A 19,236-nucleotide genomic window follows, 5' to 3' on the forward strand; every position below is an offset into this window, starting at 1 on the left:
ATTACCAGCTTGCCTTTTTGCATCCAGGAATTTGACCCTTATAAGCAAGTTCTCTGAAGCAAATTCTGCAGATACCAAATTTCTTTAGCACCGCATGTGGTCTTCCACATATTCTGCATCTAGTGTACGCTCTTGTTGAATATTTAGGTTCTTTTTTCCACTTTTCGATCATTGCTTTACGTGCCACGATATCCCCTCCTTATTATTGAGCGAATGGCATACCAAGAAATCTTAACAATTCTCTTGCTTCTTCGTCAGTATTTGCACTTGTAACGAAGATAATATCCATCCCTCTAACTTTATCAATTTTGTCATACTCGATTTCTGGGAATATTAATTGTTCTTTAATTCCTAAAGCGTAGTTTCCTCTGCCATCAAAAGAATTAGCAGAAACTCCTCTAAAGTCTCTAACTCTAGGAAGTGCTGTAGACATTAATCTATCTGCAAATTCAAACATTTTTGCTCTTCTTAATGTTACTTTGCAACCTAAAGGCATATTTTCTCTTATTTTAAAGTTCGCAACTGATTTCTTTGATCTAGTTAAGATTGGCTTTTGTCCTGAAATCAATGTTAAATCATTAACTGCTGATTCTAAAACCTTTTGGTTTTCTTTAGCCTCTCCAACTCCCATATTTATTACGATTTTTTCAAGCTTTGGTACTTCCATGACGTTCTTATATCCGAACTTCTCGATCATCGCTTGAACTACTTCTTTTTCATATTTTTCATGTAGTCTAGGTACCATTTAAAGAACCCTCCTTTCAGATCTAGAATGTTTCTCCACACTTCTTACATACTCTTACCTTAGAACCATCTTCTAAGATTTTGTTTGCTATTCTTGTAGCATTTTTGCATTTAGTACAGTATAACATTACTTTTGAGCTGTATATTGCAGCTTCCTTTTTGATTATACCACCTTGCATATTTTCTTTGTTTGGTTTTTGGTGCTTACTTACTATATTAACGCCTTTAACGATAACTTTACCGCTCTTAGGTATTACTTTTAAAACTTCGCCAGTTTTTCCTGAATCTTGTCCTGATATAACTATAACTGTGTCGTTCTTTCTTACGTGTACCTTCACCTTAGCCACCTCCTACTCTATTATAGAACTTCTGGTGCTAATGATAATATTTTATTAAATTCTTTATCTCTTAGCTCCCTAGCAACTGGTCCGAAGATACGAGTTCCTCTTGGTTGCTTATCATCTTTTATAATAACAGCTGCATTCTCGTCAAATTTTATATATGACCCATCAGCTCTTCTTAATCCTCTTACTGATCTTACTATAACTGCTTTTACAACGTCACCCTTTTTAACAACTCCACCTGGTGTTGCACTTTTAACTGAAGCAACGATTATATCTCCAATATTTCCGTACTTTCTCTTGGATCCACCTAAAACTCTGATACACATAATTTCTTTCGCACCAGAATTGTCTCCAACTTTTAGTAAGGTTTGTTGTTGTATCATATAATTAACCTCCTTTCAATCTTACGAAAGACTACTTCGCTCTCTCGATGATCTCAACTAGTCTCCATCTCTTATCTTTTGATAATGGTCTAGTTTCCATTATTAATACTCTATCATTTAATTTAGCTTCATTATTTTCATCATGAGCTTTAAATTTAGTAGTTCTGTTAACAGTTTTTCCGTATAATGGGTGTCTAACCTTAGTCTCAACAGCAACTACAATTGTCTTATCCATTTTATCTGAAACGACTCTACCAATTCTCTTTTTTCTTAATCCTCTTTCCACTGGGACTTACCTCCTTTCAGCCTATCGAAATTACTGCTCAATCGCCTTTAATTCTTCTTCTCTGATGATAGTCTTAATTTGGGCAATTGATTTCTTAACTTCTCTAATTCTCATTGGGTTTTCTAACTGTCCTGTAGCTAATTGGAATCTTAAGTTGAATAATTCAGCCTTAAGGTCACCTAACTTAACCTTTAAATCTTGAGGATTGCTTGATCTTAACTCTTTTAAATCATTAGCCTTCATTATTCTTCACCACCCATTTCCTCAAAATCTCTTCTTGTAACGAACTTACTCTTTACAGGAAGTTTATGCTGAGCAAGTCTCATTGCTTCTCTAGCAACTTCTTCTTGAACTCCTGATAGTTCGAACAATACTCTGCCTGGCTTAACAACCGCTACCCAATACTCTGGTGATCCTTTACCGGAACCCATTCTTGTTTCAGCTGGTTTTTCAGTAACTGGCTTATCTGGGAAAATCTTTATCCAAAGTTTTCCTCCTCTTCTAATGTATCTATTAATTGCGATTCTGGCAGACTCTATTTGATTGCTTGTTATCCATCCGCAAGATGTAGCTTGAATACCGAAATCTCCATATGCAAGGAAATTACCTCTAGTAGCTTTTCCTTTCATTCTACCACGTTGTACCTTACGATGTTTTACTCTTTTAGGCATTAACATGACGTATTCCTCCTTTCCTTATTACGCGTTAATTTCTTCCTTTTCCACTTTCTTAGTTGGAAGAATTTCTCCGTTGTATACCCACACTTTAACTCCAATTTTTCCATATGTTGTATCTGCTTCAGCAAATCCATAATCTATATCAGCTCTTAAAGTTTGTAGTGGTATAGTTCCTTCATGATAGTGCTCTGTTCTTGCGATTTCAGCTCCGCCTAATCTACCTGAACATGCAATCTTAACTCCCTTAACACTTGATCTCATAGCTCTTTGAATTGTTTGTTTCATAGCTCTTCTAAAAGATATTCTCTTTTCTAATTGAGCTGCTACATTCTCAGCCATTAATTGTGCTTCAACTTCAGAGTTTTTGATTTCTACTATATTTATTAGTATATTTTTTTCAGTAACGAATTTTTCTAAATCTTTTTTTAATGCTTCTATTCCTGATCCGCCTCTACCAATAACAACACCTGGTTTAGCAGTAGATATATTTAGCTTAACTCTATTAGTATATCTTTCGATTTCAATCTTTGATATACCAGCTGAGTATAGTTTCTTCTTTACAAATTCTCTTATTTGGTTATCTTCAACAAGGTTATCTGCAAAATTCTTTTTATTAGCATACCATTTTGCGTCCCAACCTTTGATTACACCAACTCTAAGTCCATGAGGATGTACTTTTTGACCCAATCTATTTCCCTCCTTCTACTATGCTCTTTCTTTAACTACTACAGTTATGTGGCTAGTTCTTTTATTAATTCTGAACGCTCTACCTTGAGCATGTGGTCTAAATCTCTTTAATGTAGGACCTTGACCTACGTGAGCTTCTGCAACATATAATTTACTTAAATCTAAGTTTAAATTATTCTCTGCATTAGCAACAGCTGATTTCAACACTTTGTTTATAACAACTGCAGCGTCTTTTGGAGTATATTGTAATATTGCGAAAGCTTCATTAACATTCTTTCCTCTTATTAAGTTAAGAACTACTCCTACTTTCAAAGGAGACATTCTTATATACTTAGCTATAGCTCTAGCTTCCATTGATGATCCTCCTTTCTAGGCTACTACTTTCTCTTTGATGACTTTTCTGTGTTCACGTGACCTTTATAAGTTCTAGTTAAAGCGAATTCTCCTAGTTTGTGTCCAACCATATCTTCTGATACATAAACTGGAACATGTTTTCTTCCATCATGTACAGCTATAGTGTGACCAATCATTTGTGGAAATATTGTTGAAGTTCTTGACCATGTCTTTACTACCTTCTTATCTCCACTTGCATTCATTTCTTCTATTTTCTTTAAAAGACTATCTTTTATAAAAGGTCCCTTTTTAATTGATCTACTCACTTGAAATCCTCCCTTCATTAACCTTTATGCTTGCAGACTATGAAGAGAAATATATATTCTCTTCATACTATTTGCTATTTCTTCTCTTGATGATGAATCTATCTGAGTACTTCTTGTGTTTTCTTGTTTTGTATCCAAGTGCTGGTTTACCCCATGGAGTAACTGGACTTGGTCTACCAACTGGTGATTTACCTTCACCACCACCGTGTGGATGGTCATTAGGGTTCATGACAGATCCTCTTACTGTAGGTCTCCATCCCATGTGTCTCTTTCTACCAGCTTTTCCTAAATTAACTATATTATTAGTTGTATTTGATACTGTACCGATAGTAGCTCTACACTCTATTCTAACGTATCTCATTTCACCTGAAGGTAATCTAAGTGTTGCATAGTTTCCTTCTTTAGCCATTAACTGAGCTGAAGCTCCTGCTGATCTAACTAATTGACCACCTTTACCTGCTTGTAATTCTATATTGTGTACAATTGTACCAACTGGCATATCCTTTAGAGCAAGTGTGTTACCTGGCTTGATATCAGAGTTAGGTCCTGATACTACTACATCTCCAACTTTTAATCCAACTGGAGCTAATATGTATCTCTTCTCCCCATCAGCGTATACAACTAATGCTATATAAGCTGTTCTGTTTGGATCGTATTCTATAGTTGCAACTTTTGCAGGAATACCATCCTTATTTCTTTTAAAATCTATTATTCTATATTTTCTCTTAGCGCCACCACCATGGTGTCTTACAGTTATTTTACCTTGAGCATTTCTACCACCAGTCTTAGTTAAAGATACAAGAAGTGATTTCTCAGGTACATTTGTTGTTATTTCATCAAATGTTGACATAGTCATCTCTCTTCTTGATGGGGTAGTAGGGTTAAACTTCTTAACTGCCATTTAAAATTCCCTCCTTACTGTAGCTTCTCTGGCTTCTTAGCCAATAATACGCTTTGTTATTGTAGCATTCCTTCGAAGAATTCTATTCCTTTGCTATCTTCTGCCAACTTAATAGTTGCCTTCTTATAGCTAGCTCTCTTTCCTACGTGAACGCCAACTCTTTTAGTTTTTCCTTCAATATTCATAGTATTGACATCTTCAACTTTTACGCCAAAAACTTCTTCAATAGCTCTTTTTATTTGAACTTTGTTTGCTGATGTATGAACTATGAAGGTGTATTTTCTATCTGCCATTTCTGCCATACTTTTTTCAGTTATAACAGGTTTTCTTATAATATCATGGCTAGTTAATTTCATTATGCGTACACCTCCTCAATCTTAGTTACAGCATCCTTAGTAATTAATACTTTTTCATACTTTAACAAGTCATAAACATTTATATTGTTAACTGGTAAAACAGCTACACCTTGAATGTTTCTTGCTGATTTATAAACATTTTCGTTTGATTCAGCAGTTACTATTAAAGTTTTCTTAGCTTCGAATGCTTTTAAAATATTAACAACATCTTTAGTCTTTGGAGCTGCTAATTCTAAGCTTTCTAAAACTATTAATTCATTTTCAGCTACCTTACTTGATAATGCTGATTTCATAGCAACTCTTCTCATAGTTTTTGGAACTGAAACTTTATAGTCTCTTGGTTTTGGTGCAAATACAACTCCACCATGTATCCATTGTGGTGCTCTTATAGAACCTTGTCTTGCTCTACCAGTTCCTTTTTGTCTCCAAGGCTTAATTCCGCCTCCTCTTACTTCAGCTCTTGTTTTAGCTGATTGTGTTCCTTGTCTTTTGTTAGCTAATAGTGCAACAACTACTTGATGAAGTGCTGCTTCATTAATTTCAACTCCGAACACATTTTCATTTAGTTGGAAATCTCCAACTTTTTGACCTTCTTTATTGAACAATCCTACTGTAGGCATCCTGCTTCCTCCTTTCTAGTGAATTAAGCTTTAACAGCGTTTCTTATAACTACTGTTGCTTTGTTTGGACCTGGGATACCACCCTTTATTAATATTAGGTTCTTTTCAGGCATTATTTTAACTACTTCTAAATTTAATACAGTAGTTTTTTCTGCTCCCATATGTCCTGGCATTCTTTTGTTTTTGAAAGTTCTTGATGGATCAGATGACGCTCCCATTGAACCTACTGCTCTATGGAACTTAGATCCATGTGACATAGGTCCTCTGCTTGCATTCCATCTTTTTATTGTTCCTTGGAATCCCTTACCTTTAGAAATCCCAGAAACATCCACTTTATCTCCAACTTCAAATATGTCAACCTTTATTTCTTGACCTATTTCGTAGCTGCTAATGTCTTCTAATCTGAACTCTTTTAAAGTTCTCTTTAAAGCTACATTGGCTTTTGCGAAATGTCCTTTTCTAGGTTTATTAACTAACTTTTCTCTTATATCACCGAATCCAACTTGAATAGCTTCATATCCATCTTTTTCAGTTGTTTTCTTTTGTACCACTACACATGGACCAGCTTCTACAACTGTTACTGGAACTACTTTGCCATTAGCATCGAAAATTTGTGTCATACCTATTTTCTTTCCGATTATAGCTTTTTTCATTTACTACACCTCCTAAACATATTAGCGGATTGCATCTGCAATCATAATAGTCTATTAATTTAAATTGTTAATTTTTTATTAAATCTTCTATAGTTTTATTTCTATATCAACACCAGCTGGAAGATTCAATCTCATTAATGCATCAACAGTTTTTGGTGATGGATTAACTATATCAATTAGTCTCTTGTGAGTTCTTATTTCGAACTGTTCTCTAGAATCTTTGTACTTATGAACGGCTCTTAATACTGTAATCACATCTTTTTCAGTTGGTAGTGGTATTGGACCTGCTACCTTAGCTCCTGTAGCTTTTGCAGTTTCAACAATTTTTTCAGCTGATTGATCTAATATTGTGTGATCAAACGCCTTTAATCTTATTCTGATTTTTTGTTTTGACATCTTATTCCCTCCTTTTCATGTACGCTTTACTTCTAACGCACACCAGCTGTATTAATGTAAACTGTCCCAGGTGTATCCAACCTTTAAACACAAACAAACACAACTGTCGTCGAATTCTAGATTCTAACGTGCTCAACAAGAATTACCCGGAAGTCCGGCAACCTCTTGAATCATCGCTGTATGCTTTGCAACTTCTTTATTATACTATATAACTATTTCCTTAGCAAGTTTTTTTTAACTTAATTTTTATCTATTTATCTTTTTAAATTCTAACCCATATTCTATTATTTTATAAGTGTTAATAGTCTTTTTTATAAAAAAAGTAATAGGGCGTCCCCTATTACCTTTTTTTTGTGATATCACTGTTTTTTAGCGCTATTTATATCTTTTTTTAAAACTATTTAACTATAGTAGTAACAACTCCAGAACCTACAGTTCTTCCGCCTTCTCTTATAGCAAATCTTAATCCTTCATCCATAGCTACTGTTGTTATTAATTCAACATTCATATCTATGTGGTCTCCTGGCATTACCATTTCCATTCCATCTGGTAATTTGATTGATCCTGTTACGTCTGTTGTTCTGAAATAGAATTGTGGTCTATATCCATCAAAGAATGGTGTATGTCTTCCGCCTTCTTCTTTCTTTAATACGTAAACTTGACCTACGAATGCACTATGTGGGTTTACTGATCCAGTTTTTGAAAGTACTTGACCTCTTTCGATATCTGTTCTTTGTACCCCTCTTAATAATGCTCCTATATTATCTCCTGCTTGTGCTTCATCTAGTAACTTTCTGAACATTTCTATTCCTGTTACTACTACTTTTCTTCTATCTTCACTTAGTCCAACGATTTCTGCTTCGTCTCCTACGTGTAGTATTCCTCTTTCTACTCTTCCAGTCGCAACTGTTCCTCTACCAGTAATTGTGAATACATCTTCTACTGGCATTAAGAATGGTTTATCTGTTGCTCTTTCTGGTGTTGGGATATAGCTATCTACTGCTTCCATTAACTCTAAGATTGGTGCTATTTTAGCTTCATCTGTTGGGTTTTCTAATGCTTGTAATGCTGATCCTTTTATTACTGGAATATCATCTCCTGGGAAGTTGTATTCACTTAGTAATTCTCTTACTTCCATTTCTACTAACTCTAATAACTCTTCGTCATCTACCATATCTGCTTTGTTTAAGAATACTACGATATAGTCAACTCCTACTCTTGATGCTAGTAGTATATGTTCTCTTGTTTGTGGCATTGGACCGTCTGCTGCTGATACAACTAAGATCGCTCCATCCATTTGTGCTGCTCCTGTTATCATGTTCTTTACATAGTCAGCATGTCCTGGACAGTCTACGTGTGCGTAGTGTCTGTTTTCTGTTTGGTATTCTACGTGAGCGGTATTTATTGTTATACCTCTCTCTTTTTCTTCTGGTGCCTTATCTATATCTGCATAGTTAAATGCTTCTGCAAACCCTTTTTTTGCTAATACTGTTGTTATTGCTGCTGTTAATGTTGTCTTACCGTGGTCTACGTGTCCTATTGTTCCAATATTTACGTGTGGTTTATTTCTTTCGAATTTTGACTTAGCCATTTTTATTTTCCTCCTTAATAAGGTCAAATTTAGAATAACTTATTTTAAAAGCTATTAAGCTCTTTTTCCTGCTATTTGCTCTTGAATGTTCTTTGGAACTTCCTCATAATGATCAAATACCATTGAGTAAACTCCTCTACCTTGAGTTCTTGATCTCAAAGTAGTTGCATAACCAAACATTTCTGAAAGTGGAACGAATGCTCTAACTACTTGAGCACCATTTAATGCTTCCATACCTTCAATTCTTCCTCTTCTTGAGTTTATGTCTCCGATTACGTCACCCATATACTCTTCTGGCATAGTAACTTCAACCTTCATTGATGGTTCAAGTAATACTGGACTTGCTTTTGACATCGCATTTTTAAACGCCATAGATCCTGCAATCTTAAATGCCATTTCTGAGGAGTCAACTTCATGGTAAGATCCATGAACTAACTTAATCTTAAAGTTGATAACTGGATATCCTGCTATGATACCATTTTTTGAAGCTTCTTGTATTCCATTATCTATTGCTGGAATGTATTCTCTTGGAATAGCTCCTCCAACTACAGCATTTTCAAATACATATTCGCCTTCAGTAGGTTCCATTTCAATTACACAGTGACCATATTGACCCTTACCACCTGATTGCTTAGCGTATTTAGCTTCCGCTTTAACAGCAGATCTAATTGTTTCTTTGTAAGCAACTTGTGGAGCCCCTACGTTACACTCAACTTTAAACTCTCTTGTAAGTCTATCAACAATTATTTCTAAGTGTAATTCACCCATACCTGCAATAATTGTTTGACCAGTTTCTTCATCAGTCCAAGTTCTGAATGATGGATCTTCTTCAGCTAACTTAGCTAATGCTAATCCCATCTTCTCTTGGCTTGCTTTTGTTTTAGGTTCAATAGCTACATTTATAACTGGTTCTGGGAATTCCATAGATTCAAGTATTATTGGATTGTTTTCATCACATAAAGTATCACCTGTAGTAGTGTTCTTTAATCCAATAACAGCTCCTAATTCACCAGCTTCTAGCTCTTGAACTTCTTCTCTTGTATTTGCATGCATTTTTACAAGTCTTCCAACTCTTTCTTTTTTGCCCTTAGTTGAGTTAAGAACATAAGAACCACTACGCATTACTCCAGAATATATTCTTGTAAATGCTAACTTACCAACAAATGGGTCAGTAGCAATTTTAAATGCTAATGAAGACATTGGAACTTCGTCTGAAGCCTCTCTTGAATCTTCTTCGCCATCTAAAGAAGTACCTTGAACTGGTGGTATATCTAATGGTGATGGTAAGTAATCAACAACTCCATCGATCATTAATTGTACACCTTTATTTTTATATGAAGATCCACATATACATGGAACTATCTCATTTGCTATAGTAGCTTTTCTTAAAGCTGCTTTTAACTCATCAACAGTTATTTCTTCACCATCTAGGTATTTCATCATTAATTCTTCATCAGTTTCAGCTATTGCTTCAATTAAAGCTCCTCTATATTCTTCAGCTTGATCCGCTAAGTCTGCAGGTACATCTTCTTCTCTAACATCCTTACCTAAATCATCATAATATACTTCGGCTTTATTTTTAATAAGATCAACAATACCTTTGAAGTTTTCTTCTGATCCAATTGGAATTTGTATTGGAACTGCATTAGCTTTTAATCTATCTCTAACTGTATTAATACATCTAAAGAAATCAGCACCAGTAGCATCCATTTTATTTACATAAATCATTCTTGGAACACCATACTTATCCGCCTGTCTCCAAACAGTTTCAGTTTGAGGTTCAACACCAGATTTAGCATCAAGAACAGTTACTGCTCCATCTAGTACTCTTAGTGATCTTTCAACCTCTATCGTAAAGTCTACGTGTCCTGGTGTATCTATAATATTCAATTCATGATCTTTCCATACACATGTTGTAGCAGCGGAAGTAATTGTTATACCTCTTTCTTGCTCTTGAACCATCCAGTCCATAGTAGCTGCTCCTTCATGAACTTCACCAATTTTATGGCTTCTTCCTGTATAGAATAATATACGCTCAGTAGTTGTTGTTTTACCAGCATCTATATGAGCCATTATTCCAAAATTACGGAATTTGTCTAAAGGATATTTTCTAGCCATGAAATTTCCTCCTCTCAAATTGTGTTTTTTAAATTAGATAAAACTGTTTTGGCATTAGCCAAAACAGTTTTGAAATTAGTATCTGTAATGAGCAAATGCTTTATTAGCTTCAGCCATTTTGTGAGTATCTTCTCTCTTCTTAACAGCTGCTCCAGTATTATTAGCTGCATCCATTAATTCTCCAGCTAATTTTTCTCTCATGTACTTTTCGCCTCTTTTTTTAGTTGCGATAAGTAACCATCTTAAACCTAAAGTCTGTCTTCTTTCTGGTCTAACTTCTATTGGAACTTGATAGTTAGCTCCACCTATTCTTCTTGCCTTTACTTCTAGTAATGGCATTATATTATTCATTGCTGCCTCGAATACTTCTAATGGGTCTTTACCTGTTTTTTGTTCAATAGTTTCAAAAGCTCCGTAACACACTTTTTGTGCTACCCCTTTTTTACCATCTTCCATTATACTGTTGATTAATTTTGTTACAACCTTTGAGTTGTAAACTGGATCTGCTAATACATCTCTTTTAGATATATGTCCTTTTCTTGGCACTTTTCTTCCCTCCTTAACAATCTTAGTTTAAGTTCATTGGTACTCGACTCATTTGCCGTAAAGTGCGCTGCTCCTGCAGTATATATTAAAGATTTTTCTTTATCTATGTAAATGCTGAAGGCATTGCACTAAATTACCATATTATTTTTTCTTTGGTCTCTTTGCACCATACTTTGATCTTGCTTGCATTCTGTTAGCAACTCCTGCAGAATCAAGAGCTCCTCTAACAATATGATATCTAACACCTGGAAGATCCTTAACTCTACCACCTCTTATAAGAACAACGCTGTGCTCTTGTAAGTTGTGACCTACTCCTCCGATATAAGCTGTTACTTCGTAACCGTTAGTTAATCTAACTCTTGCTATTTTTCTTAGAGCTGAGTTTGGTTTCTTTGGAGTCGTAGTTTTAACTACTGTACATACTCCTCTTCTTTGTGGACATTCCTTTAGTGCTGGTGCAGTTGATTTAGTAACAACTGTCTTTCTACCTTTTCTTACTAATTGGCTAATAGTTGGCATGGTTTCACCTCCTGATTTTTTCACTTATCTATATAAATTAGATAATTGCGTTATTCAAGCATTAAAGCAGATGTTGCACCTACTTCTATGCTACACATTTTGCCTAAATCCCTCATGGTGTCAACATAATTAATTTGAATGTTTTTTTCTGTGGCTAATTCTATTAAAGGTAAAATTAACCTTTCATCTGAATCTTTAGCTACATATAACTTTGTACCGGAACCATTTTTCATAGCTTTAGCACATTGTTTAATCCCAATAAGTTTTTTCCCTATCAGTCTGTCTATCATGAAATCCCCCCAATTATATAGAACATGGGCAAAGTTTAGAAAACTTTGCTCATGTAATCATGTAGACAAATGTATACTATACAGTAGCTTACAAATCACACAAAGTTTATTTTATCATCTAAGCATACACATGTCAATAATATTGATTGTTTAATCTTCAATAGCAATTTCATCTATTTCATCTGCAATATTATCCTCAGTATTGAGTTTTACTGTTCTATATCTCAACATACCTGTTCCTGCCGGAATCAGTTTACCAATAATTACATTTTCCTTCAATCCAAGAAGTGGATCTATTTTTCCTTTTATTGCTGCATCAGTAAGAACTCTTGTAGTTTCTTGGAATGACGCTGCGGAAAGGAAACTATCCGTTGCAAGAGCTGCTTTAGTTATACCTAGAAGTACCTTTTCTCCTTGAGCTGGTTCTCCACCAAAAGCTTCCACTCTAGCATTTTCTTCATCAAAATCAAACATATCTATTAAAGTTCCTGATAATAGTTCAGTATCACCTGATTCGCTTATCTTAACTTTTCTAGTCATTTGTCTAACTACTACTTCAAGATGTTTATCATTTATATCAACACCTTGTAGTCTATAAACTTTTTGAACTTCTGAAAGCAGATATTGTCTAGCCCCATCTACTCCCTTAATACCCATGATATCATGTGGATTTACAGATCCTTCTGTGATTTCATCTCCAGCTGAAACTATATCTCCATCACTAACCTTAAGTCTTGATCCAAAAGGTATATCATAAGTTTTCTCAGCACCTTCGTTAGATACTACATAAACTACTCTCTTTTTCTTTGTCTCTTCAAACTTAACTGTACCATGTATTTCACTTACTATAGCTAATCCCTTAGGTTTTCTAGCTTCAAATAACTCCTCAACTCTAGGAAGCCCTTGAGTTATATCCGCTCCAGCAACTCCACCTGTATGGAATGTTCTCATTGTAAGCTGAGTTCCTGGTTCTCCTATAGATTGAGCTGCTATAATACCTACTGCTTCACCGATATTTATCTTTTGTCCAGTTGCCATGTTCATACCATAACACTTAGCACAAACTCCAACTTTAGCCTTACATGTAAATACTGATCTAATTTTAACTTTCTTAACACCAGCTTTTACTATTTTATCAGCCATATGAACATCCATATAGTTATCTTTAGCAAGTATAACCTCTCCAGTTTCTGGATTAATTATGTCTTCAGCATTATATCTTCCTGTTAATCTTTCCTTTAAACCTTCGATAACTTCATTTCCTTCTTTGATATCTGCAACAACTATTCCTTCAGTTGTTCCACAATCCTGACTTCTAACTATAACATCTTGAGATACATCAACAAGTCTTCTTGTTAAGTATCCAGAGTCAGCTGTTTTAAGAGCTGTATCAGCATTACCTTTTCTAGCTCCATGAGTTGATATAAAGTACTCTAATACATCTAGGCCTTCTCTAAATGATGCTCTAATAGGTAATTCTATAATCTTACCTGAAGGATTTGCCATAAGCCCTCTCATACCAGCTAATTGCTTGATCTGAGATTTAGATCCTCTGGCTCCAGAATCCGCCATCATATATATAGGATTAAACTTATCCATACTATCCATAAGTGCATTCGCAACTTCTTCAGTCGTATCAGTCCACTTTTGAATAACTCTATCATATCTTTCTTCTTCTGAAATCAATCCTCTTCTAAACATCTTTTCAATTCTATCAACTGTTTTGTCAGTTTCTTCAAGTAACTCATATTTTCTTTGAGGAACTATCATATCTGAAGCTGCTATTGTAATAGCTCCAATTGAAGAATAATGATAACCTGTAGCTTTAATATTATCTAACATTACAGAAGTCTTAGTTGGACCATGTTTAACATAGCATCTATCAATTACTCCCCCAAGTGTACCTTTTGTCACCAAGAAATCAACCTCTAGATTAAATCTTTCAGCAGGATTAGTTCTATCTACATATCCAAGATCTTGAGGAATTGATTCATTAAATATAATCTTTCCTACAGTAGTTTTAACTATTCCACTTTCAAGTTTACCATCTATTTCTCTATACAATCTTACATTTATTTTAGCATGAATATCAATTTCCTTTAACGAATATGCCATAAGCACTTCATCTACTGAAGAGAAGTAAGATCCCTCTCCTTTAACACCATCTTTATCTACAGTTAGATAGTAAGAACCTAGAACCATATCCTGTGTAGGTACAGAAACTGGCTTACCATCAGATGGTTTTAGTATATTTCCAGCAGCTAGCATTAAGAATCTAGCTTCTGCTTGTGCTTCAACTGATAAAGGAACGTGAACAGCCATTTGGTCACCGTCGAAGTCAGCATTATAAGCTGTACAAACTAATGGATGAAGTTTAATAGCTCTACCTTCAACTAAAACTGGTTGGAATGCTTGAATACCTAATCTATGAAGAGTAGGAGCACGGTTTAATAATACAGGATGATCACTTATTACTTCTTCAAGTATATCCCACACCTGAGCACTAACTCTTTCAACCATTCTCTTAGCAGCTTTTATATTATGAGCTACACCATCTTGAACTAATTTTTTCATAACAAATGGCTTAAATAATTCTAGAGCCATTTCTTTTGGAAGCCCACATTGGTACATCTTTAACTCAGGTCCAACAACTATAACAGATCTTCCTGAGTAATCAACTCTTTTACCAAGAAGATTTTGTCTAAATCTTCCTTGCTTACCTTTAAGCATATCAGACAAAGATTTAAGTGGTCTGTTTCCAGGACCTGTAACAGGTCTTCCTCTTCTACCATTATCTATTAGTGCATCTACAGCTTCTTGAAGCATTCTTTTTTCGTTTCTCACTATTATGTCAGGAGCTCCAAGATCTAAAAGTTTTTTAAGTCTGTTATTTCTGTTTATAACTCTTCTATATAGATCATTTAAGTCAGACGTTGCAAATCTTCCTCCGTCTAATTGAACCATTGGTCTTAAATCTGGAGGTATAACTGGTATAACATCAACTATCATCCATTCAGGATTGTTTCCTGATTTTCTGAAAGATTCAACAACTTCTAATCTTCTAATTATTCTAACTTTCTTTTGACCTGTACTTTGTTTTAATTCTTCTTTAAGCTCTACTGAATGTTTCTCTAAATCTATTTCTCCTAATAACATTTTTATAGATTCAGCACCCATTCCAGCTACAAAACTTTCCTCACCATATTTATCTACAGCTTCTCTATATTCTTTTTCATTTAATAACTGTTTCTTTAATAATGGTGTTTCTTTAGGGTTTATCACTACATAAGAAGCAAAATACAATATTTTTTCAAGAGCCCTTGGAGACATATCTAATATTAGCCCCATTCTTGACGGAATCCCTTTAAAATACCATATGTGAGATACAGGGGCAGCAAGTTCTATATGCCCCATTCTCTCTCTTCTTACCTTAGCTTTAGTTACCTCTACTCCACATCTATCGCAGACAATTCCCTTATATCTTACTCTCTTATATTTTCCACAATGACATTCCCAATCCTTTTGTGGTCCAAATATTCTTTCACAGAACAAACCATCTCTTTCTGGCTTTAATGTTCTATAGTTAATAGTTTCTGGTTTTTTAACTTCCCCTCTAGACCATTCTCTTATCTGTTGTGGAGAAGCCAAACCTATTTGCAATGCATCAAAATTATTTAATTCGATCAAGGGTATATCCTCCCTTCAAATTAGTGTTCATCATTAAAATCATCAAGTTCTAAATCTTCTTGGAATTCATCTAATTGGAATGATTCATAATCTAACTCTTCTTCCAATTCCTCATCTCCAGTTAAATAACTATCTTCTCCATCTGGAGTTGCTGGTACAAAATCTTCATTACCCTCTATATTTACATCTAATTCAACTGCGTCATCATCTTCTGTCAATTCTTTAAGTTTAACTTCTTGATTTTCATCATTAAGAACTCTTACATCTAAGCAAAGAGCTTGAAGTTCTTTAATAAGAACCTTAAATGACTCAGGTACGCCTGGTTCAGGTATATTTTCACCTTTTACAATTGATTCGTAAGTTTTAACTCTACCTACAATATCATCTGATTTAACTGTTAAAATTTCCTGTAATGTATGAGCAGCACCATAAGCTTCAAGTGCCCAAACTTCCATCTCACCAAATCTTTGACCACCAAATTGAGCTTTACCTCCAAGTGGTTGTTGAGTAACTAGTGAGTATGGACCTGTAGATCTAGCATGTATCTTATCATCAACCAAATGGGCTAGTTTTAAGATATACATTATCCCAACAGTAACAGAGTTATCAAACGGTTCTCCAGTTCTACCATCATAAAGTACAGTCTTTCCATTTGCATTATATCCTGCATCTTCAAGACAGTTTTCAATATCTTTTTCTGTAGCTCCATCAAATACTGGTGTAGCTATATGCCAACCTAATTTACTTGCTGCCCATCCTAAATGAACTTCAAGTACCTGACCAATATTCATACGTGAAGGAACCCCTAGAGGGTTTAGACATATTTGTAGTGGTCTTCCATCAGGTAAAAATGGCATATCTTCTTCTGGTAAAACTCTAGAAATAACCCCTTTGTTTCCATGACGTCCAGCCATCTTATCTCCAACAGATATTTTTCTCTTTTGTGCTATATAACATCTAACTAATTCATTAACTCCTGGAGTAAGTTCATCACCATTTTCTCTAGTGAACACTTTAACATCAACTATTATACCAGCTTCTCCATGAGGAACTCTTAAAGAAGTATCTCTTACTTCTCTAGCTTTTTCTCCGAATATAGCCCTTAATAGTCTTTCTTCTGCTGTTAATTCAGTTTCTCCTTTAGGTGTTACTTTACCTACAAGAATATCTCCAGATCTAACTTCAGCACCAATTCTGATGATTCCTCTTTCGTCAAGATCTCTTATTGCATCATCACCAACATTTGGAATATCCCTAGTTATTTCTTCTGGTCCTAATTTAGTGTCTCTAGCTTCACATTCATATTCTTCTATATGAATAGATGTGAACACATCCTCTCTAACTAGTTCTTCTGAAATAAGCATAGCATCTTCGTAGTTATATCCTTCCCAGGTTATAAATCCCATTCTGATATTTTTACCTAATGCTATTTCTCCTAAATCAGTAGATGGTCCATCAGCTAATACAGTACCATTTGATACGTATTCGCCTTTAGAAACTATAGGTCTTTGATTAATACAAGTACCTTGGTTACTTCTCTTGAACTTTAGAAGTCTGTATGTGTCAGTTCCTCCATCAGAATCTCTTTTAACTCTAACTTCATTAGCACTTACATAGGACACTACCCCTGCATTAACTGCTTTAGGTAGAACCCCAGAATCTACAGCCGCTTTAAATTCAATCCCAGTACCTACAATTGGTGCTTGTGGTTTTAATAATGGAACTGCTTGACGTTGCATGTTAGATCCCATAAGTGCTCTGGAAGCATCATCGTTCTCTAAGAAAGGAATCATAGCAGTAGCAACAGAAACTATTTGTCTTGGAGATATATCAATTAAATCTACATCTTCTCTAGGAATCACAAGAACATCTTCCATGTATCTTACAGTAACTCTAGAATCTAATAGTTTTCCATCTTCTCCTATCGGTTCCTTAGCTTGTGCAACGTAATATTGATCTTCAACATCTGCTGTGAAGTATCTAATCTCATTTGTAACAAGACTAGTTTCTTTATCTATAACTCTATAAGGAGTTTCTATAAAACCATATTCATTAACTCTTGCATAAGTAGCTAAAGAGTTTATAAGTCCTATATTAGGTCCTTCTGGTGTTTCTATCGGACACATTCTCCCATAGTGTGAGTAGTGAACGTCTCTAACTTCAAACCCAGCTCTTTCTCTCGAAAGTCCTCCAGGTCCTAAAGCTGATAATCTTCTTTTGTGAGTAAGTTCAGATAATGGATTTGTTTGATCCATGAACTGAGAAAGCTGTGAACTACCAAAGAATTCTTTAATAGCAGCTGCTACTGGTCTTATGTTAATTAATACTTGTGGAGTTATTCCTTCTTGGTCTTGAATAGTCATTCTTTCTTTAACTACTCTTTCCATTCTTGATAAACCAATTCTAAATTGATTTTGTAGAAGTTCTCCAACACTTCTTAATCTTCTATTTCCTAAATGATCTATATCATCAACATTTCCTATACCATAAGGTAATCCTAATTCATAACTTATTGTTGCATATATATCATCTCTAACAATATGCTTAGGTATAAGTCTGTTAATATTCTTCTTTATAGCATCCTTAATCTCTTTTTCAGTAGAATAAGTATCAAGAATTTCTTTTAGGGTAGGGAAATGAACATTTTCTTTAATATTCAAATCATCTACATTAAAATCAACATGATTTTGGATTTTAACAAAGTGATTTCCGATTACTCTAAAGATTCTATCATCAACTAATATATCTACAGAGTTTATCCCTAAATTTTGAATTTCTTTAGCTACAGTTCTTGCTATCTTTTGATTCTTCTCTACCAGAATCTCTCCAGTTTCTGGGTTAACTATATCTGTTGCTGCTATTTGATTAGCAATTCTTAAGTTTATAGCTAACTTTTTATTGAATTTATATCTTCCAACTCTAGATAAATCATATCTTTTTGCGTCAAAAAATAATGAATCAATAAGAGATACTGCACTATCAACAGTTGGTGGTTCTCCTGGTCTTAATCTCTTGTAAATTTCTAATAGTGCTTCTTCTTTAGTCTTAGTATTATCTTTTTCAATAGTAGCCTTGAATCTTTCGTCTTCACCAAAATACTCAATAAGTTCAGTATCAGTTCCAAAACCCATAGCTCTTGCTAAGATTGTTATCGGTAACTTTCTTGTCTTATCAATTCTTACATAGATTACATCATTAGAATCTGTTTCATACTCTAACCATGCTCCTCTATTAGGTATTACTGTTGAAGAAAATAGCTTCTTACCACTTTTATCTCTTGACACATTATAATAAACACCTGGTGATCTAACCAATTGGCTTACTATAACTCTTTCTGCTCCATTTATAACAAAAGTACCTTGCTCAGTCATTAATGGGAAATCTCCCATGAAAACCTCTTGCTCTTTAATTTCTCCAGTTTCCTTGTTCTGAAGTCTTACAGATACTTTTAAAGGTGCAGCATAAGTTGCATCTCTTTCTTTACACTCTTCTACTAAGTACTTAATGTTATCTTTGTCAAGCTTGAAGTCAGTAAACTCCAAAACTAGATTTCCCGTGAAGTTAGTTATAGGGTTTACATCTTCAAAAACCTCATAAAGCCCTTCTTTTAGGAACCAGTTGTATGAATCTAATTGAACCTCAATCAGATTTGGCATTTCTGCAACTTCTTTTACCTTTCCAAAGCTCATTCTAGTTCTTTTTCCCACTTGGACAGGATGTACCATCAACTTTCACCCCTCGTTTAAACTAAAATAACCAAAAGTACGCACTTCCCCCTA

Annotated in this window: 22 protein-coding genes; all 22 read right to left on the bottom strand. The window is 34.6% G+C overall.

Annotated features, from left to right (window positions below; translation table 11 throughout):
- Position 1 precedes the first annotated feature (1 nt).
- The gene (locus L1S49_RS14870) at positions 2 to 187 is read right to left on the bottom strand and encodes a type Z 30S ribosomal protein S14 (RefSeq protein WP_021800167.1); all 186 of its coding nucleotides are present in this window, start codon (positions 185 to 187) and stop codon (positions 2 to 4) included.
- A 15-nt stretch (positions 188 to 202) separates the two neighbouring features.
- Complete coding sequence (gene rplE, locus L1S49_RS14875) at positions 203 to 745, bottom strand: 50S ribosomal protein L5 (protein WP_073021327.1); 543 nt, start codon at positions 743 to 745, stop codon at positions 203 to 205.
- A gap of 22 nt (positions 746 to 767) precedes the next feature.
- Positions 768 to 1,082 carry a 50S ribosomal protein L24 gene (gene rplX / locus L1S49_RS14880; protein ID WP_021800165.1) on the bottom strand — a complete coding sequence of 105 codons (315 nt, stop codon included), beginning with the start codon at positions 1,080 to 1,082 and terminating at the stop codon, positions 768 to 770.
- A gap of 20 nt (positions 1,083 to 1,102) precedes the next feature.
- Positions 1,103 to 1,471, bottom strand: a complete 369-nt coding sequence (gene rplN / locus L1S49_RS14885) for a 50S ribosomal protein L14 (RefSeq protein ID WP_021800164.1) — start codon at positions 1,469 to 1,471, stop codon at positions 1,103 to 1,105.
- A gap of 31 nt (positions 1,472 to 1,502) precedes the next feature.
- The gene (gene rpsQ / locus L1S49_RS14890) at positions 1,503 to 1,757 is read right to left on the bottom strand and encodes a 30S ribosomal protein S17 (RefSeq protein ID WP_021800163.1); all 255 of its coding nucleotides are present in this window, start codon (positions 1,755 to 1,757) and stop codon (positions 1,503 to 1,505) included.
- Between the two features lie 30 nt (positions 1,758 to 1,787).
- Complete coding sequence (rpmC, locus tag L1S49_RS14895; protein WP_021800162.1) at positions 1,788 to 2,000, bottom strand: 50S ribosomal protein L29; 213 nt, start codon at positions 1,998 to 2,000, stop codon at positions 1,788 to 1,790.
- Positions 2,000 to 2,434, bottom strand: coding sequence for a 50S ribosomal protein L16 (gene rplP, locus L1S49_RS14900; protein WP_021800161.1), 435 nt, complete (start codon positions 2,432 to 2,434; stop codon positions 2,000 to 2,002). The genes rpmC and rplP overlap by 1 nt, the downstream gene beginning before the upstream one ends.
- 21 nt (positions 2,435 to 2,455) lie before the next feature.
- Positions 2,456 to 3,121 (bottom strand): 30S ribosomal protein S3, encoded by a 666-nt coding sequence (rpsC, locus tag L1S49_RS14905; protein WP_238905885.1) that lies wholly within the window; start codon positions 3,119 to 3,121, stop codon positions 2,456 to 2,458.
- 18 nt (positions 3,122 to 3,139) lie between these two features.
- The gene (rplV, locus tag L1S49_RS14910; protein ID WP_021800159.1) at positions 3,140 to 3,475 is read right to left on the bottom strand and encodes a 50S ribosomal protein L22; all 336 of its coding nucleotides are present in this window, start codon (positions 3,473 to 3,475) and stop codon (positions 3,140 to 3,142) included.
- Between the two features lie 23 nt (positions 3,476 to 3,498).
- Positions 3,499 to 3,780 carry a 30S ribosomal protein S19 gene (gene rpsS / locus L1S49_RS14915; RefSeq protein WP_021800158.1) on the bottom strand — a complete coding sequence of 94 codons (282 nt, stop codon included), beginning with the start codon at positions 3,778 to 3,780 and terminating at the stop codon, positions 3,499 to 3,501.
- 67 nt (positions 3,781 to 3,847) lie between these two features.
- Positions 3,848 to 4,681, bottom strand: a complete 834-nt coding sequence (gene rplB / locus L1S49_RS14920) for a 50S ribosomal protein L2 (protein ID WP_021800157.1) — start codon at positions 4,679 to 4,681, stop codon at positions 3,848 to 3,850.
- 56 nt (positions 4,682 to 4,737) lie between these two features.
- Positions 4,738 to 5,037: a 50S ribosomal protein L23 gene (rplW, locus tag L1S49_RS14925; RefSeq protein ID WP_073021322.1), complete on the bottom strand. Its 300-nt coding sequence runs from the start codon at positions 5,035 to 5,037 to the stop codon at positions 4,738 to 4,740.
- Positions 5,037 to 5,657 carry a 50S ribosomal protein L4 gene (gene rplD, locus L1S49_RS14930; protein WP_021800155.1) on the bottom strand — a complete coding sequence of 207 codons (621 nt, stop codon included), beginning with the start codon at positions 5,655 to 5,657 and terminating at the stop codon, positions 5,037 to 5,039. The genes rplW and rplD overlap by 1 nt, the downstream gene beginning before the upstream one ends.
- A gap of 23 nt (positions 5,658 to 5,680) precedes the next feature.
- Positions 5,681 to 6,310 carry a 50S ribosomal protein L3 gene (rplC, locus tag L1S49_RS14935; protein ID WP_238905887.1) on the bottom strand — a complete coding sequence of 210 codons (630 nt, stop codon included), beginning with the start codon at positions 6,308 to 6,310 and terminating at the stop codon, positions 5,681 to 5,683.
- An 87-nt stretch (positions 6,311 to 6,397) separates the two neighbouring features.
- A complete protein-coding gene (gene rpsJ, locus L1S49_RS14940) occupies positions 6,398 to 6,706 on the bottom strand; it encodes a 30S ribosomal protein S10 (protein ID WP_021800153.1) in 309 nt (102 codons plus the stop codon).
- A gap of 397 nt (positions 6,707 to 7,103) precedes the next feature.
- Positions 7,104 to 8,297, bottom strand: coding sequence for an elongation factor Tu (tuf, locus tag L1S49_RS14945; protein ID WP_238905888.1), 1,194 nt, complete (start codon positions 8,295 to 8,297; stop codon positions 7,104 to 7,106).
- Positions 8,298 to 8,351: 54 nt separating this feature from the next.
- Positions 8,352 to 10,415, bottom strand: a complete 2,064-nt coding sequence (fusA, locus tag L1S49_RS14950) for an elongation factor G (RefSeq protein WP_073022863.1) — start codon at positions 10,413 to 10,415, stop codon at positions 8,352 to 8,354.
- 75 nt (positions 10,416 to 10,490) lie between these two features.
- Positions 10,491 to 10,961: a 30S ribosomal protein S7 gene (rpsG, locus tag L1S49_RS14955; RefSeq protein WP_073022862.1), complete on the bottom strand. Its 471-nt coding sequence runs from the start codon at positions 10,959 to 10,961 to the stop codon at positions 10,491 to 10,493.
- Between the two features lie 141 nt (positions 10,962 to 11,102).
- Positions 11,103 to 11,480: a 30S ribosomal protein S12 gene (rpsL, locus tag L1S49_RS14960; protein WP_021800150.1), complete on the bottom strand. Its 378-nt coding sequence runs from the start codon at positions 11,478 to 11,480 to the stop codon at positions 11,103 to 11,105.
- 50 nt (positions 11,481 to 11,530) lie between these two features.
- A complete protein-coding gene (locus L1S49_RS14965; RefSeq protein WP_073022861.1) occupies positions 11,531 to 11,770 on the bottom strand; it encodes a ribosomal L7Ae/L30e/S12e/Gadd45 family protein in 240 nt (79 codons plus the stop codon).
- 150 nt (positions 11,771 to 11,920) lie between these two features.
- On the bottom strand, positions 11,921 to 15,457 hold the full coding sequence (gene rpoC, locus L1S49_RS14970) for a DNA-directed RNA polymerase subunit beta' (RefSeq protein ID WP_238905890.1): 3,537 nt from the start codon (positions 15,455 to 15,457) through the stop codon (positions 11,921 to 11,923).
- A 20-nt stretch (positions 15,458 to 15,477) separates the two neighbouring features.
- Positions 15,478 to 19,182, bottom strand: coding sequence for a DNA-directed RNA polymerase subunit beta (gene rpoB / locus L1S49_RS14975; RefSeq protein WP_073022859.1), 3,705 nt, complete (start codon positions 19,180 to 19,182; stop codon positions 15,478 to 15,480).
- Positions 19,183 to 19,236: the final 54 nt, after the last annotated feature.

Source organism: Clostridium sp. YIM B02506 (assembly GCF_022324845.1).
Lineage (GTDB): Bacteria > Bacillota > Clostridia > Clostridiales > Clostridiaceae > Clostridium_T > Clostridium_T intestinale.